The 16452-nt window shown below is 54.6% G+C and carries 13 protein-coding genes and 2 tRNA genes; 8 read left to right on the plus strand and 7 right to left on the minus strand.

Features of this window, described 5'->3' with window-relative positions; all coding sequences use genetic code 11:
* Positions 1-52 precede the first annotated feature (52 nt).
* Positions 53-967 carry a LysR family transcriptional regulator gene (locus TH25_RS06655; protein ID WP_114087642.1) on the minus strand — a complete coding sequence of 305 codons (915 nt, stop codon included), beginning with the start codon at positions 965-967 and terminating at the stop codon, positions 53-55.
* Between the two features lie 97 nt (positions 968-1064).
* Here TH25_RS06655 and TH25_RS06660 point away from each other — a divergent pair, with 97 nt between their 5' ends.
* Positions 1065-1892 (plus strand): NAD(P)H-dependent oxidoreductase, encoded by an 828-nt coding sequence (locus TH25_RS06660; RefSeq protein WP_114087643.1) that lies wholly within the window; start codon positions 1065-1067, stop codon positions 1890-1892.
* Between the two features lie 17 nt (positions 1893-1909).
* On the opposite strand, the gene TH25_RS06665 is transcribed toward TH25_RS06660, so the two are convergent.
* Positions 1910-2896 (minus strand): HpcH/HpaI aldolase/citrate lyase family protein, encoded by a 987-nt coding sequence (locus TH25_RS06665; protein ID WP_114087644.1) that lies wholly within the window; start codon positions 2894-2896, stop codon positions 1910-1912.
* 689 nt (positions 2897-3585) lie between these two features.
* On the opposite strand from TH25_RS06665, the gene TH25_RS06675 reads away from it, so the two are divergent.
* The 4 genes from TH25_RS06675 (at position 3586) to TH25_RS06690 (ending at position 10365) form a co-directional block, all read left to right on the plus strand.
* Positions 3586-4422: a GGDEF domain-containing protein gene (locus TH25_RS06675; RefSeq protein ID WP_258549060.1), complete on the plus strand. Its 837-nt coding sequence runs from the start codon at positions 3586-3588 to the stop codon at positions 4420-4422.
* Positions 4423-4599: 177 nt separating this feature from the next.
* Positions 4600-6345, plus strand: coding sequence for a calcium-binding protein (locus TH25_RS25630; RefSeq protein WP_181847443.1), 1746 nt, complete (start codon positions 4600-4602; stop codon positions 6343-6345).
* Positions 6346-6440: 95 nt separating this feature from the next.
* Positions 6441-8219: a calcium-binding protein gene (locus TH25_RS06685; RefSeq protein ID WP_114087648.1), complete on the plus strand. Its 1779-nt coding sequence runs from the start codon at positions 6441-6443 to the stop codon at positions 8217-8219.
* Positions 8220-8295: 76 nt separating this feature from the next.
* A complete protein-coding gene (locus tag TH25_RS06690; RefSeq protein WP_114087649.1) occupies positions 8296-10365 on the plus strand; it encodes a calcium-binding protein in 2070 nt (689 codons plus the stop codon).
* Between the two features lie 97 nt (positions 10366-10462).
* On the opposite strand, the gene TH25_RS06695 is transcribed toward TH25_RS06690, so the two are convergent.
* Together TH25_RS06695 and TH25_RS06700 are read right to left on the minus strand one after the other, a co-directional pair.
* Positions 10463-10990: a glycine cleavage system transcriptional repressor gene (locus tag TH25_RS06695; RefSeq protein ID WP_114087650.1), complete on the minus strand. Its 528-nt coding sequence runs from the start codon at positions 10988-10990 to the stop codon at positions 10463-10465.
* Between the two features lie 151 nt (positions 10991-11141).
* A tRNA-Arg gene (locus tag TH25_RS06700) sits at positions 11142-11218 on the minus strand.
* Positions 11219-11554: 336 nt separating this feature from the next.
* Between TH25_RS06700 and TH25_RS06705 the strand changes: the two genes are divergently transcribed.
* Together TH25_RS06705 and TH25_RS06710 are read left to right on the plus strand one after the other, a co-directional pair.
* Positions 11555-12670: a hypothetical protein gene (locus tag TH25_RS06705; RefSeq protein WP_114087651.1), complete on the plus strand. Its 1116-nt coding sequence runs from the start codon at positions 11555-11557 to the stop codon at positions 12668-12670.
* A gap of 153 nt (positions 12671-12823) precedes the next feature.
* Positions 12824-13234 (plus strand): DUF4169 family protein, encoded by a 411-nt coding sequence (locus TH25_RS06710; RefSeq protein ID WP_114087652.1) that lies wholly within the window; start codon positions 12824-12826, stop codon positions 13232-13234.
* A gap of 234 nt (positions 13235-13468) precedes the next feature.
* On the opposite strand, the gene TH25_RS06715 is transcribed toward TH25_RS06710, so the two are convergent.
* From TH25_RS06715 to lipB, 3 genes are all read right to left on the minus strand, one after another.
* A complete protein-coding gene (locus tag TH25_RS06715; protein ID WP_114087653.1) occupies positions 13469-14002 on the minus strand; it encodes a winged helix-turn-helix domain-containing protein in 534 nt (177 codons plus the stop codon).
* 400 nt (positions 14003-14402) lie between these two features.
* On the minus strand, positions 14403-15416 hold the full coding sequence (locus TH25_RS06720) for a diguanylate cyclase (protein WP_258549061.1): 1014 nt from the start codon (positions 15414-15416) through the stop codon (positions 14403-14405).
* Between the two features lie 32 nt (positions 15417-15448).
* On the minus strand, positions 15449-16132 hold the full coding sequence (gene lipB / locus TH25_RS06725) for a lipoyl(octanoyl) transferase LipB (protein WP_114087654.1): 684 nt from the start codon (positions 16130-16132) through the stop codon (positions 15449-15451).
* A gap of 119 nt (positions 16133-16251) precedes the next feature.
* On the opposite strand from lipB, the gene TH25_RS06730 reads away from it, so the two are divergent.
* Positions 16252-16338 (plus strand) — tRNA-Leu (locus TH25_RS06730).
* Positions 16339-16452: the final 114 nt, after the last annotated feature.

Raw genomic sequence — 16452 nt, forward strand, 5'->3', positions numbered from 1 at the left:
GAATGACAGATAAAAAGGCCGGACCGGTGCAACTTTGCCGGTCCGGTTTTGTTTATCGGGTTTGGGCCGTATCGCGCATAAGCTGGTAAATCCGGTCCCGTAACCAGCGATGCAGTGGGTGGGTTGTTGTACGGTCATGCCAGACCAGCGCCATGTCAAAGCCCGGAACCGGCAGCGGCGGGGGCAGGATCTGCAGGCGGCCCTGGCGGTTTTCTGCGACCCGGCTGGGCACAAGGGCGATCATGTCGCTTTGGGCAATAATATCGGGCACAACCAGAAAACCGGGGGCGGACAGGCACACCCGGCGGGTTTTGCCCACCCCGGCCAGGGCGGCATCTGCCGGGCCTGCAAACCCGCCCCCCTCGGGCGACACCATGACGTGATCAAGCTGGCAAAAGGTTTCAAGGTCCAGCCTGCCCTTGATGGCAGGGTGGCCGGGCCGGGCAATGGCGACATAGGTTTCATGGTATAGATGGCGCATATGCAGGGTTTCGGGTGCGGTTTCCGGCGTGGTCAGGGCCAGGTGAATGTCGCCACGCGCCATTGTATCATCAAGCCGGGCTGTATCAATGGTGCGCCAGGACAGGCGAAGGCCCGGTGCCTCGTTTTGCAGGATGTGCAGCAAAGGCAGCAAAACCGAATATTGCACATAGTCACTGGCCGCAATGGCGATGGTTGCCGTGATGTTTGCCGGGTCAAACGGGCTGGTTTCGGCAATGACACGGCGCACGGCCTCAATCGCATCATGCAGCGGGGCCTGAAGCTCCAGTGCGCGTTCCGTCGGGATCATCCCGCGCTGGGATGGCAGCAATAACGGGTCATTTAACAGGTCGCGCAGCCGTGTCAGCCGGGTTGAAAGGGCCGGTTGACTTAGATTCAGGCGGCGTGCCGCGTGGGTCACATTGCGTTCGGCCAGCAATGTGTCGAGTGTGACCAGCAAATTCAGGTCCAGTTGCTCGATATTCATTGAATTTATACCAGAACATAAAAACTTCGATTTCAACGATAGCAGAGCAAGGCGCAATCATCATCCGATAATCTGATCGCTTAATAAGGATGACGTTGTGAAAAAGATTCTGATTGTCCATGCCCATCCCGAAGCCAAATCGCTGACCAGTGCGCTAAAGGATGTTGCGGTTGAAACCCTGCGGGCCAAAGGGCACGAGGTGCAGGTATCGGACCTTTATAAAATGGGTTGGAAGGCCTGTGCCGATGGTGATGATTTTACCGACATCACCCAGCCGGACCGGTTGCAATATATTGTCGAATCCCGTCATGCCTTTGCATCAGGCACGCAAAGCCCGGAAATTGAAGCCGAACAGCAAAAACTGTTATGGGCCGATGCGGTGTTATTTACCTTTCCCCTGTGGTGGTTTAGCGCACCTGCCATCTTAAAAGGCTGGTTTGACCGGGTATTTGCCTTTGGTTTTGCTTATGGCGTGGGCCAGCATGGCGGGGAACGCTGGGGGGATCGTTATGGTGAAGGCGTTATGGCCGGTCGGCGGGCAATGGTGATTGTGCCCATAGGCGGCCGCGCCCCGCATTATAGCGACCGTGGGGTGAATGGCAGCCTGGATGATATTTTATGGCCTATCCAGCATGGAACGCTGTTCTATCCCGGTTTCGAGGTGGTCCCGGCCTTTCCGGTGTATCAAAGCGACCGGATGGAGAATGAAAACTGGGGCAAGGTTCGGGCGGATTTGAAAGACCGGCTGGACCAGTTATTTACCATGCCAACCATTGCCTTTCGCACCCAGAATGGCGGGCATTATGATGCGCATCAGCGCCTGAAGCCCGGCCTTGGTGCGGGTGCGGGGGGCACGCATATTCATTTGCTGCAATCCGGGGATCCGGTTGAAACGGTTCCCCGGCCGGCGCGTACCCCCCGCTAACGCCTGTCAAGTGCCGCTTATTTTCCGTCTTTGGCGGCAATAATGTCGGCCTGGCGCACCATGACTTCGGCCTGCTTGATTGATGCAATATCGATCAGGCGGCCATCCAGGGCCACGGCACCGGCCCCTTCATTCTGGGCCTTTTCCATGGCTTCAAGAATGCGTTTTGCTTTGGTGACTTCGGCTTCCGACGGGGAATAAACCTCGTTGGCAAGGGTGATCTGGCTGGGATGGATGGCCCATTTGCCCTCGCACCCCAAAACCATCGCCCGGGCCGCCTGGGCACGATAGCCTTCAGGGTCGGAAAAATCGCCAAACGGCCCGTCAATCGGGCGCAGACCATTGGCACGGGCGGCCACCACCATGCGGGCAATGGCGTAATGCCACATATCGCCCCAGTGATAATCCCGCGGGGCATCGTCATTTTTATCGGTCAATACGCCATAATGCGGGTTGGGGCCGCCAATGCCGGTGGTCATTGCCTTGGTCGATGCGGCATAGTCTGCCACGCCAAAATGCAGGCTTTCATTGCGTTTGGAGGCGGCAGCAATTTCATGAATATTTTGCATGCCTAGGGCGGTTTCAATGATCAGCTCAAACCCGACGGGTTTTTTGCGCCCTTTGGCGGTTTCGATCTGGGTTGCCAGCATATCCAGGGCATAAATATCCGATGCCGTGCCAACCTTGGGGATCATGATCAGGTCCAGGCGGTCGCCTGCCTGTTCAAGCACATCCACCACATCGCGATACATATAATGGGTATCAAGGCCATTGATGCGCACCGATAAAACCTTGTCGCCCCAGTCGATATCATTGATGGCGGCAATAATGTTTTTGCGCGCCTGTTCCTTGTCGCGCGGGGCAACGGCATCTTCCAGATCCAGGAAAATCGCATCGGCCTTTGATTTTGCGGCCTTTTCAAAAAGTTCGATCCGGCTGCCGGGCACGGCAAGTTCGGAGCGGTTCAGGCGTGCGGGGGCCGGGGTCGGTGTGGTGAAGCTCATGTGTTTCTCCTTGCTGCATTGCGCAATGGCAGCGCCAAAAATGCGCAATGGCGATCAAACCTGTACCTGTACCGGGGCCTGCCTGGGCAGAAAAAGCGGTCTGTTGTGTTTTTGTGCCGCCTTGTTGGCCTGCATGTTAGCAACATTATTGCGCCCGCGTCCAATTCGACGTTGGTTGGAAGGCGGTATTAATATCGGATCGCGCGATGACAAGACATGGACCAGGACGTTTTTTCCCGTTTTGCGCGAAGGGACGAATAATCGTATGAATTTGAAACTATTGTAGGAATATGCCGGGTTTTAAACGTATATTGCCGGTCAATTTTCAAGAATAGACTCTAGCGGGCCAGGATTAAATGCGTCGAGCCTTCTTTGCCTGTATATCAGTTGCGTTGATACCGTTGTTGATTTTATCGGCGGTAACGGCACTGGCATTTTTGAACCGGGCAGGGATTCTGCCTGAGGGGCTTTTTGGTTTTGTCGAATATCGCCCGTTTTTGTTTGCAGGGCTGGGCGTTGTGCTTGGCGGATGGTTTAATCGCGGGCGTGTTGTTTACGCGATGCTGGTTCTGGTTATGTGTTACTGGTTTTTCGTCGGTGCCCAGGCCTTTTTATCGCCACAAGGCGTCAGATTCCTAAAAGTTGCGACACTATATATAATACCGGCCAATCTTGTCTTGATGGCGTTCATGTCTGAACGCGGGGTTTTTCGCAAACGCGGGGTTGCCCGACTCCTGGTGCTGGCATTGCAGTTTTTTGCCTTGATGTTGTTTGCGACCCGCCCGGATGTTTCAGATGGGCTCTATCGTTTGTTAAATATGCGGTTTATCACGCTGGGCGGTCCGGTCGATGCCTTGCCGCAAATGGCCCTGGTGCTTGCGTTTATCGCGACGCTGGTTCTGCTGGCACGTGGGCGGTCGCTTGAATTTGCCTTTTTCTGTACCTTGCCGCCGGTTTTTGCCGTTTTCCTGATGGATGCGCATTACATTTCCTTTGCCTATCTTGCCGCGACAGGGGTGATTTTGGGGGGCGTTGTCCAGGAAGCATGGCGCATGGCCTTTGTTGATGATTTAACCGGGCTTTCCGGGCGGCGGGCGCTGGGGCATGCAATGGCGGAACTGGGCGGAAAATACTGCATCGCCATGCTTGATGTTGATCACTTTAAAAAATTTAACGACAGCCACGGTCACGATGTGGGGGATATTGTTTTGCGCAAGGTTGCCCGCGAGCTGGCCCATTGTGGTGGGGGCGGCAAGGCGTTTCGCTATGGCGGCGAGGAATTTTCCATTCTGTTTTCCGGGCGCGATATGGCCAGAGTTTACGAAACACTGGAAAACCTGCGCAAGAAAATCGCCACCAGCAAAATTACCCTGCCGGAATCCACCCGTCAGGTGGGGATTACCGTTTCTATCGGTCTGGCTCAGTGCGCAGAAAATGAAACTGACCCCTGGGCAGTGTTAAAAGAAGCAGACGGCAGGCTTTATTGTGCCAAGGAAGCCGGGCGTAATCGCATATTTGCCGGTTGAAGCTGTTGTAATTCATAAATTACTTTGTAGTATTTCAATATTCATTTCAAATAACGACGAAATAACTTCCGATTACGTCATTTTTTGTTTGGATATATTTAGTTTTTATCCGTTTGTCTTGTTTAATTTCTGGTAGTAGCCTTTTCGCATTATTCACCTGCATAAAGGGATATGGCGATGGCGACCATTACCGGGACCAGCGGAAATGACGTGCTTGGTGGAACCAGCGACATTGACCGGATTGACGGTCTTGCCGGGGATGACCGGCTGACTGCCGTTGGCAATGGTGATGTGCTGATCGGTGGTGCAGGGGCCGATACCTTTGTTTTTAACGAACAGGGGCAAAATGCGACCCTGTCCTATGCCAGTTCAGCCACCGCGATCAGCGTTTTTTATGATCCCTATGCCGCCCGCCTTGATGCCAGCGGCGGCGATGCCACGGGCGATAGCGTTGCCAGCACGGCCGGCCGCGTTGATTTGACAATCGTGGGATCGGACCATGATGACAGCTTTGATGGCAAAAACGTCGTTTTTGAAGGCGGCGGCGGAGCGGACCATTTTGAAGGATATAATTACGTCAGCTATGCCCATTCCGATGCCGGGGTAAGCGTTAACCTGTCCACGGGGACAGCAAGTGGGGGCGATGCCCAGGGCGATAGCTTTGGCACCTATTTCGGCCTGCAGGGTTTGATCGGGTCTGCCCATGACGACCATTTGACCAATTCGCATTACAGCGCGCAATGGATGGATGGGGGTGCCGGGGATGATGTGCTGACCGGGTCATCATCGATGGATACATTGCTGGGCGGGGATGGGGATGACACCCTGCTGGGTGGCGGTGGAAATGATTACTTGGCAGGCGGTGCCGGTGCCGACCATTTTGAAGGTGGCGCGGGTATACTGGATTCCGTGCATTATGACACGGTCGACGCCACCACCGGCGTTTATGTGGACCTTGCCACAGGTGAAGGGCAGGGTGGTGACGCCACCGGCGATACCTATAGCGGTGTTGAAGTGGCCTATGGCACCAATTTTGAAGACACCCTGATTGGTGATGATGGCGGCAATGTCCTGAGCGGCCTTGGCGGTGATGATTTTATTTTTGGCGGCGGCGGCAATGATTTCCTGCGGGGCGATGAGTTTGGCGCGACCAGCAGTGATGATTACCTTGATGGCGGTGCCGGGAATGACGACCTGGATGGTGGAGGCGGCAGCGACATCCTGATTGGCGGGGATGGTAATGACATCCTGACCGGCGACCTTGGCGGGGACCTGTTAAAGGGCGGGGCCGGTATTGATACCCTTGATTACAACGACCACGGCGAAGGCGGTGTGCATGTCAATCTTGCGACCGGCCTTGCCGAAGGCGAAAGTGCCGATGGGGATGTGTTCGAGGATATCGAGAATCTGAGTGGTTCACGCTATGACGATATCCTTGTAGGGGATCAGGGCCGCAATATGATCGAAGGCCTGTTTGGCAATGATATTGTACGCGGTGGCGACGGGCATGATGGCCTGCGCGGTGGTGCGGGTGATGACACGCTGGTTGGCGGCGATGGCAACGACCTTCTGACCGGTGATGGCGAAAATGCCCACGGGGTTCATGGTGCCGATACCTTCCTGTGGGAAACTTTTGAAGGTGGTGCAGAGCGTGACCGCATCACCGATTTTGGCAGCGAAGACAAACTGCAATTCAGTGCGGAATTCCAGGACAAAGCTGGCATTCACGATTTCACCGATTTCCTTGCCCATGCCGAACAGAACGATACCGGCGTTTATGTCGATTTTGCTGATGGCCGGCATTACGGCTATGGCGTGCAGATCGATGGCATTGATTTGTCTGATCTGCGTGAAGTCAATGTGCAGTTTGATGCCTCCGATACAGACACAACGGACGCCGGGATGGGCGATGCCCTGATATAGGCCCGCACGCAGCAGGAACCGGGGCAGGACATTGTGCGAATGTCCTGAGGCATGCCCGTAAATCTGATTTAAATCTGGTGTAAGGGAGCAGGAAGATGACAACTACCATTATCGGAACCATTGGCAATGACGTGCTGACTGGCACAGAGAGCATTGACGAGATTTACGGCCTTGCCGGGGATGACCGGCTGACTGCGGTGGGCGATGGTGACACCCTGATCGGCGGTGCCGGTGCCGACCAGTTTGTGATCGAGGAAAGCGGTCACACCGCAACCCTGTCCTATGAAGGATCAAACGAGGCAATTACTGCCGTTTATGGCGGTTATTCGCGGCCTTATTTTTTGCTTGAGGGGGGGGATGCGACCGGTGATTCCCTTGATTTCCCCGAATATGGCACCGAACTTGGCATTATTGGCACTGACCATGACGATGTTTTTCGGGGCTACTGGACAGCCGCCGAAGGCGGTGCCGGGGCTGATCATTACTACAACCTGGGATATGACAGTTCGATCAGCTATGCCCACTCGCCCGAAGGTGTTTCCGTTGACCTTAATACCGGTGCGGCATCGGGTGGAGACGCCGAAGGCGATGTGATTGAAGTGGTGCATAATCCCCCCGGTCTGATCGGGTCGGAATTTGATGATTATTTGGTCGCACGGTTACGCGGCAATGCCGCTCTTTCGGGCGGTGGCGGCAACGATGTGCTGATGGGCGGTGATGCACACGATTTCATCCGGGCGGGTGACGGTGATGACATCATCCATGCCGGGCCAGGCAATGACAATATCACTGGCGGACCCGGTGCCGACCTTATTGATGGTGGGGAGGGGGATCGGGATGTCGCAGGTTATACCAATGACGATGCCGTGACAGGTGTCAATGTCGATTTGGGATCGGGCATTGGCTGGGGCGGTGATGCCCAAGGCGATATCCTGATCGGGATCGAGATTGTGCAGGGCAGCCCGCTGGATGACCTGTTGATCGGCGATGAAGGCGATAACGAATTGCGCGGGCGTAGCGGCAGCGATGTATTGATCGGTGGTGCCGGTAATGATCGCCTTGAGGGCGAAGCAAGTTATGATGAAACCAGTAGCGATGACACCCTGTTTGGGGGTGCTGGCGATGATGGCCTGCGCGGTGGTGGCGGCAACGATATCCTGATTGGCGGCACCGGCGATGATGGTTTTAATGGCGGCGAAGGTGCCGATATCATAGATGGTGGCGACGGAAACGATCTGGTTTCCTACGGTTATGGTCGGGTGGATGACCCTGCTGTGCATGTCAATTTAACCACCAATGAAAGCTATGGCGGCGAGGCCGAAGGCGACACCATCCGCAACATCGAAAACATTAATGGTGGCAGCGGTGATGATGTTCTGGTCGGAGAAGCCGGGCGCAATGTGCTGTATGGCGGTCAGGGCGAAGATGTGTTGCAGGGACTTGGCGGCCACGACCTGCTGATTGGCGGCGCCGGTTCCGATATCATCGAAGGTGGTGATGGAAACGATTATCTGGTCGGGGGATATATGAATAGCGACTATCTCGACCAGGGTGACAGCTTTGTCTGGAATGTTTACGAAGGCGGGGCGGAACGCGATCGGATCGTGGATTTTGTCGCGGGTAAACGCGGCGATCACATTGTTCTGGGTGAAGATTTTCAGGACAAAGCCGACATTCACGATTTCACCGATTTCCTTGCCCATGCCCAACAGAATGATACCGGTGTTTATGTCGATTTCGCCAATAACGCCCATTATGCCTATGGCGTTCAGATTGACGGCATTGACCTGTCTGATCTGACAGACGCCAACGTGGTGTTTAACGAACCGGATACGGAAACGGACAGTACCGGTTTTGACGATGCTCTGGTCTGAGCAATCGTTGCAGCGGACCCGGCAGTTTTATTCGATCTGTATTTTCCTTCACGAATGATTGGAGCGAGACGGAAAAATGGCAAGCATCATCGGCACCAATGGAAATGACGTGTTAACCGGTACGAATGGCCTTGATCAGCTTTATGGTCTTGCGGGGGACGACAGACTGATTGCAGTGGGCGACCGCGATGTTCTGGTGGGGGGTGAAGGGGGCGATACTTTTGTTATCGATCAAAGCAGGATCGAGGTAACGCTTTCGTATCAGGGGTCAGAGGAGGCGGTTCATCTTGATTATCGGTTAAGTGATGCCGCATCGCATGCCGAGGCGATTTTTTCGGCATCGGGTGGAGATGCAGAGGGCGACAGTATCGTTGCCCGGGAGTCGTTTGGTCGCCCCGAGATCAGCGTTATTGGCAGTGACGGTGACGACCATATCACGGGTGACTTCAGCTATGTTGAAGGCGGTGCCGGGGCGGACATTATTCACCTTGAAAAAGGCAGGTATCTGTATTCGCATCCGGTACTTGATTATGGGTCCTCCGATGCTGGCGTGCGGCTTGATCTGAATGACGGTATCGGGCATGGCGGCGATGCCGAGGGCGACCAGGTCACGCTTTCCGGTGAAGTTCAAAAGATTCAAATTCACGGCAGCGAATTTGACGATGCTTTTGTCGCGCAGAAGGATACTTTCACCGATTTTGAAAGTGGTGCCGGTGACGACATTTTGATCGGCAACTCCCAATTGGACCATTTCGATGGTGGCAGTGGTGATGACTATATGGAGGGCGGAGGCGGCAACGACACCTTTTTGGGGGGAGACGGGGCCGATTACATGCTGGGCGGGGCAGGTCAAAACAGTCTGGATTATCTCGCCTCCGATGCCGGGGTGAATGTGAATTTGCAAACCGGCGAGGGGCATGGTGGTTATGCGGAAGGCGATACCATTCTTGATATCCGAGATGTCAGCCTTAGCCAGTTTGACGACGTTGCCACGGGATCGGACGGGGATGATACCCTGTTTGGCCGGATGGGCAGCGATACCCTTTACGGTGGGGGCGGGGATGACAGGCTGAATGGCGAGACCGTATATGGCGGGGCTGGCGATGACAGCATTGGTAATGACAGCAATGAATTTGAGGGGGCGGATGAAAACCCCGATACCTATTATGACGGCGGCGCAGGAGATGACTCGGTTTTTGCCGACGGGGTTGGACACGACATTCTGCTGGGGGGCGCGGGCGATGACTGGATGGAAGCCGGTGGCCGTTTTGACCCTGCGGTGACAGGCAACGCCACCTTATGGGGGGGCAGTGGTGATGACTGGCTTTTTTCTCACGACGCTGGAAGTGATACCCTGTTTGGCGGCAGTGGCAATGATACCCTTTATGGGGGAGAGAATGGTGATGTCATGGATGGTGGCAGCGGTTTTGACACGCTGTTTGTAACAAGTGATCCCGACAGCCCCGTAACAGTAGACTTGGCGACAAGCGAGATTTCGGGCGGGCATTACGAGAATTCCACAATTCGAAACATTGAAAGCCTGCACGGCAGTAGCGGGGATGATGTTTTCCTGGGTGATAATGGTCGCAACCAGTTTTACGGAGGCTGGGGTAACGATACGCTTGACGGTCGGGGTGGCGATGATTTTTTGCGCGGCCTTGGTGATGATGACGACCTTATTGGGGGTGACGGGCGTGACCGGCTGGAAGGCGGGGGCGACAGTGATTATCTCGCGGGGGGAGATGGTCACGACGTGTTGCAGGGAGGCGAGGGTCGCGACATTATCGAAGGGGGGGATGGCAACGATTATCTGATTGGCGATGTGCATCACAGTGCGTTTGGTGTGGCCGCCGATACCTTTTTATGGGACGCGTATGAGGGGGGTGCCGAACGTGACCGGATTGTTGATTTTCAGGCCGATGGCCGCAATGCGGATTACATCAGGCTGTCCGAAAATTTTCAGGACAAATCGGGTATTTACGATTTTGATGATTTTCTCGCCCATGCGCAGCAAAATGATACCGGGGTTTATGTCGATTTTGCCAACGGATCCCATTATCAGTACGGCGTGCAAATTGACGGTATCACACTTGATGAGATTGACGAAGATCACGTCGTTTTCGCAGATGAAACAGTGCTGAGCTGAACGGCCAAACGCCCTGATGTGATATCAGGGCGTTGTATTTTGGTGTTTGGGCAGTAAAGCCGGGCCTGTCAGCATGGCAGATCAAAGACAAAACGCCTTATTTGCCAAGGGTGTCGAACTTGAATAACAGGCGCATCGACCCTGCCGTATTGGCAAGGGTTGCCAGGCACGCGGCGGCGCGATCCTCGGGGATGGCGACGGCAAAGCGGGTGGTGTAAACGCGGGAATCGTTTTCGTTGGTCGCGCTGGCGGCCAGTTGCACGATATTGGCATTAAATTCGATAAATATCTCGGATAACCGGGCAATCAGGCCGGGCTGGTCGATGCCGGAACATTCGATGAGATGGGTTGCGCCGGGGGTATCTGTCAACACAGGGGCCGGTTGAATGGCCTCGACGGTGATTTCGGCCTGCTCCATTGGCAGTTCACACAGGGCGGCTTCGCATTCGGTAATCGGGCATGTATCGGGAAGCTCGCATGTCGTAATGAAATTCGCGCGTCCCCGATCAAGCACAAAACTGGTCGCGCCAAGATTGACGCCAATGTCAAACAGACGGCTGGAAATGTCAGATACCAGGCCAACACGGTCAGCACAGGATATGGTGATGCGCGTATTCGCGTTCATTGATAAGGCTCCGTCATATCGAGATATGTCACAGACTATCAATGAATTGCCTCAGGCGCCATCACAGGCAGGGGGTGTGCCGTAATTATCTTGCTGTTTTGAATGCGGGCAAAATGACAAAGGCCCGACGCGTTAACGTCGGGCCTTTCAATGGCGCGCCCGGAAGGATTCGAACCTCCGGCCTTCTGATTCGTAGTCAGATGCTCTATCCAGCTGAGCTACGGGCGCTTCGTCTTTGTTTCCGCCGGGTTGCGATGTGTGCTCCCCGTCGGCGGAGCGGAACTTATGAAAACCCGTTGCCCTTTGCAAGCGGTAATTTTCAAAAAAGTGTATTTTTTCTTCGAGCCCGTAAAATATCGCCTCTAAGTGGCTTTGAGGGGCGCTGTTTTCCGCCAAGTTGGCGATTATCGCTATGTTACGGGGAAAAAAGGGGGAAATGCGTCTTGTTCCGGGGGGAACCCTCTATTAAGATGCTTTTCAATCCCAGGGGAGCAGGGGCTTGTTTATACATAAAAAAGCAGGCTCAGGGAGATTCGCTTATTCCTACTTAGGTAATTGATCGAAATGGCCGTTCGCAAAACCTACCTCGCCGTTTTCGGCGTCGCCCTGCTGCTAGGCGGGTGTTCCAATTCTACCGATGCCATGTGGCCGGCACTTAGCGGGGAGGATGCCGGATCATCGGCAACCCAAACCAGCACGGCACAGAGCGATATCGGAACCGGGGCCCCAGAGGCCGACGTGATGCGCAGCACACAGCCTTTGACGGGTATGTCCACGACGGGCACTTTTGTCGGGACCAAAGTTGAAAGCATGCGTCAGGAACTGAACCGCCTGAAATCCGCGCTCAATACCCACAACAATGAATTGCAAAGCCTGCGGGCCCAGACCGTAAGCCATTCGCAGGCTTATCATGGCACCGTGGCGGCGATTAATGCCCGCTTGCAGGTTGGCACGACGCCTGGCAATCCGGTGCTGGTGAAGCAGTGGAACCAGGCACAGCAGGAACTGGACCGCGTTAATGGCGACATCGCGTCGCTTAATTCGCTGGCAAATGATGTTGCGGCTGATTCGACCCTATCCACCTTCCTGCTGGAATCGGTCCGGTCTGCCTATCAGGTTTCCGGTGCGGTTGACGAGGATCACCGCCAGCTTGCGATGCTCGAAGATGAAACCAACCGGACTTCGGTGCTGATTGATCGTTTGCTAAGCGAGATCAGCGAGGATTTGTCCCGTCAGACCACCTATATCGCCAATGAGCGTTCAAATCTGAATGCGCTTTCGCTTGCCGTTAAAAATGGCGAGATTTTTGGCCAGTCTCTGGCGACAAAGTCCGCGCCGACCCAGCCGGTTGCAGCAAATCGCTCTTTGCCCGACTCGGAAGATCGCCCGCTGGTGGTGATTCGCTTTGACAGTGCCAGCGTGAAATACGAACAGGCACTTTATAACGCCGTGAATCGTGCGCTGGAACGTCGCCCTGATGCGACCTTTGATATTGTTGCCGTCACCCCGAACCGGGGAACACCGGCACAGGTCGCACTGAACAGCAGCAAGGCAAAGCGGGATGCACAAAGTGTCGTGCGGTCCCTGACGGATATGGGCATGCCCAATTCGCGGGTACGCCTGTCGGATTCAACCAGCTCGTCGGTTTCGGCGAACGAAGTACATGTTTACGTTCGCTAATCAGTTTCGATCCTGATCAGTTGAACGGCCGGAACAGGGCACCTCGCGCGAGGTGCCCTTTCTTTTTTGGGCGATCTCGCATGACACCAGGGCCCGCCATGTATGATAAAATCTGCTTTGCATGAGGCTCGGACAATGCAGGAGAGCGAGAAAATGGCGGATATTGTTAATCTGCGCCAGCATCGCAAGCACAAGGCGCGGGATGAAAAGGCAAAAAAGGCAGATGCCAATCGAATCGCCTTTGGCCGAACGCGGGAGGAGCGCGAGCTCAGTAAAGCCGCAAAAGAGATGGAAGATCGCAAATTGGCGGGGCATCGTCTTGCGCAGGACATGAACAAGATCGGAACGGAGGCAGAGCAAAAGGATGGAGGCAGCCTTGATCGGGCGAACGCCGCTGGAGCGAAAGCCGGGAAAGAGGCCGAGAGCGTGACTGCGGAACAAAATGATGCACCTGTATGTGCGATTAAAAAATCATCCGATACAGATGACAAAATCCTGTCGGATAAAAAACGCAGTGACAATGGGTCAAATATTGTATCGCTGAGCCCTGATACTCGGCAGTAATGCGGGGTCGCGATGAATTTTCGTCAACGCAGGAAACGTTGGCTGCCGGGCCCGGTAGAGAAAAATACTCCGGGCAATAAGACGGCATATTTTGGCGCGCCACCGCATCGTGCAGCTTTGCACAATGTCAGAGAATCTTTTTGTGCCCTTGCCTGAAAGTCGCAACAAAATCAGGTGCACGGCACATTTGGGATGTCAAATAACAGACAGTCGCAAAAACGGTCGCACGGGCAATTAGCCGAGCAGCGTTTCCTTTTCGCGTTTGTCCTGGTCCAGGGCCTCGTCCCAGCCCATCAGCCAGTCTTCATGTTCCCGGCTGTCAGCGGGATAGGGGTTTTCCGTCAGGCGGTGGGCACCAAGCCCGGCCGAAAAGCCGTAATTTACCGCAGCATTGGGAATCGCCCGGCTGGCCGGGGCATGTTCACGATAAAGTCTGTGGCGAAAGGCGGGTAAGGAGCACAAAACCCCGGCATCAATGCCGAGCGGATAGGTGATCAGCATGGCCTCCCCCAGCGGGGTGATGGATAATGTACCATCCTGGGCAATGTGGATCAGACCGGCCATTTTTAATTGCGATGAGGCATATTCAATGCGGCTGCACAGGGCGGGGGTATCTTGCAGGACGATCTGGGTTCCGTCTTCATCGCAGCAAAATAGCGACAGAACCTTTTCCTTCAGGGCTTGCTGACCCAGACCGGCCGACGCAGAGCGCAGCACCGTCAGCATCAGGGCGGGATCACCGGGGATATAGTCTGTTGTGGTCGTCATAATGGGCCTCCGTCTTTGGCGAAACGAATTCCCTCCCAAGGGTAATTTATAAACCGGCCTTAATATAAACAGCCGTGTTTTTATTATTATAGTTTGCAGATATGTTTCAAACTTGTGAAGACAAGAGTGCGCGGCAGTAGAATTTTTGTGAACTGTTGGTGAATTTTGCAATCACAGGTATGGGAAGCTGTTGTTTATACGCGAAAAATCGTATGTGTTTCCCGTTTAAGTAGTTTTTTGATGATCTTATAAAGGTTTTAATATTACGTTTGTCACGCTTTTAGGCGCGCTATCACAGCGGCAGTTATTATTTTCGGAATCCTGAAAGCTGTGAACAACCGTCACCGGCGCGGCATTTTATAAGAACGGGATCCCGCGGTTGGGCAGGCGGTGACGAATATTATTTGTTGCCTGTTTCGGCAGATTCTGGTGAACGCCACAGGCGTACACGATTGCGCCCGCTTTCCTTGGCGGCATAAAGCGCCCGGTCAGCCTTGTCGATGATCTGGTCAATTTTGCGATCCGGCAGGATGGGGGCAGCGCCGATTGATGTGGTGATGGAAAGCGAGACATCATTTTCCAGTGTGACCGGTGACGCCTCGATGACGCGACGCAGCCGTTCGAGAATGCGTGCTGTCTGGCGCATGTCGGCATTGGGCAGGCAGATCAGGAATTCTTCGCCGCCATAACGGTAAACCTTGTCAAAGGGGCGGACATGCGATTGCAAAATACCGGCAATTGTTTGCAGCACAAGGTCGCCTGCCTGATGCCCGTGGGTGTCGTTGACGGATTTGAAATGATCGAGATCGACAAGGGCAATCGCGGTTGGCGACTGAGTGCGAATCGACCTTTCCCGCTCGACTTCCAGGTCCGAGAGCATGGTTTGCCGATTATAGGCGCCGGTCAATGGGTCCACATTGGATCGCGCGGTGCGAAAGGCCCGTTCAAGGCGGCGGATTTGGCTGAAAAACGATTCGGCCCGCAAGGCCATGACATCATATTCGGCGACATCAATTTTGCCGTTGCGGTCAAAATGCTTCTGCACGCGCCGGGCGGCATTGTGAAGCTGTTCGTGTGTGGTGGCAAGGGCATGGATCGCAGGCTGGTCAATCAGCCGGTTATGCTGGTTCAGCGCATACCAGGCCCCAAAATTGCAGTCATGGTTGTTGGCATGGTCATGATCTGGCATGTCCGGAAGGCCGCTTGCGCGTGACTCCTCGTCCCCCACGATCAGGTGACGATTCCATTCCAGAACCAGCGCAATATGCTCCGAAAGGGCGGTTTCAAGTTCTTGCAAAATCTCCCGTTCCGCATCGACAAAATTGCCATCGGCGATGCTATCGGGCATGTCCGACTGTTGTCCGTCAGACGGATCAGACCTGCGGTTGCTCTTGTCGTTCTTCGGGTCAGGCATTTTGCGCGGTTCCATCGTGATGGTGGGGACTATCAGGCACCTTCGCCTTGTGACGTTGCTGATGGAAGCGGAAAAACGTCATCGAAAGTTTGTGTCAGCAGGGCATCAAGCTGCGCCATTGTCAGGTCGATTCCCAGGTCTTTCAGGCTGGTAACACCGTGTTCTGCAATGCCGCACGGGACGATGCCGCCAAAATGTGTCAAATCCGGGTTTAGGTTAATCGCAATACCATGAAATGTGACCCAGCGACGCACCCGTACACCAATGGCGGCAATTTTGTCTTCGCGGCCATTGCCCCGGTCAACCCAGATGCCCACACGGCCATCGCGTCGTTCGCCTGTAACGCCAGCCAGGGCAAGTGTGCGGATAATCCATTCTTCCAGATTATGCACATAGGCCCGCACATCGCGTCCGCGCTTGCGCAGATCCATCATCAGATAAGCCGTGCGTTGCCCCGGCCCATGATAGGTATATTGGCCGCCCCGCCCGGCGTTATAAACGGGAAATCTTTGCGGATCGACCAGATCCTCGATTTTTGAACTGGTTCCCGCCGTGTAAAGGGGGGGGTGTTCGACCAGCCAGATCAATTCGCCCGCATCGTTATGGGCGATGGCTTCGGCACGCGCTTCCATTTCGGCAAGGGCCTCGGGGTAGGAAACGAGCTCTTTTGCCACCCGCCATTCGGGCTTTTGGGCACTAAAATCGATACTTTTCATTTTTCCTGTCAAATAAATGAAAACTCCCCTTGATTGGGGGTGTCCTTTTTGCTATCTCCCTTTCCGCGCCAAGGCAAGCCCGCAACGTTACCTCACAGGGCTTGTTGCAAACATATTATGCGGTCGTGGCGGAATTGGTAGACGCGCAGCGTTGAGGTCGCTGTGGGCTAACCCCCGTGGAAGTTCGAGTCTTCTCGACCGCACCAAAAAGGCCTTTCTCTGGAAGCAGGGAAGGGCCTTTCTGATTCTGGCAGTATTTTCCGAAATAAAACAAAAACACCGTGATTTTGCGTTGGCCTGTGCTGTTGCTCTCGGAGGGC

This window comes from Thalassospira profundimaris (assembly GCF_003326755.1).
In the GTDB taxonomy this organism is placed as follows: domain Bacteria; phylum Pseudomonadota; class Alphaproteobacteria; order Rhodospirillales; family Thalassospiraceae; genus Thalassospira; species Thalassospira profundimaris_B.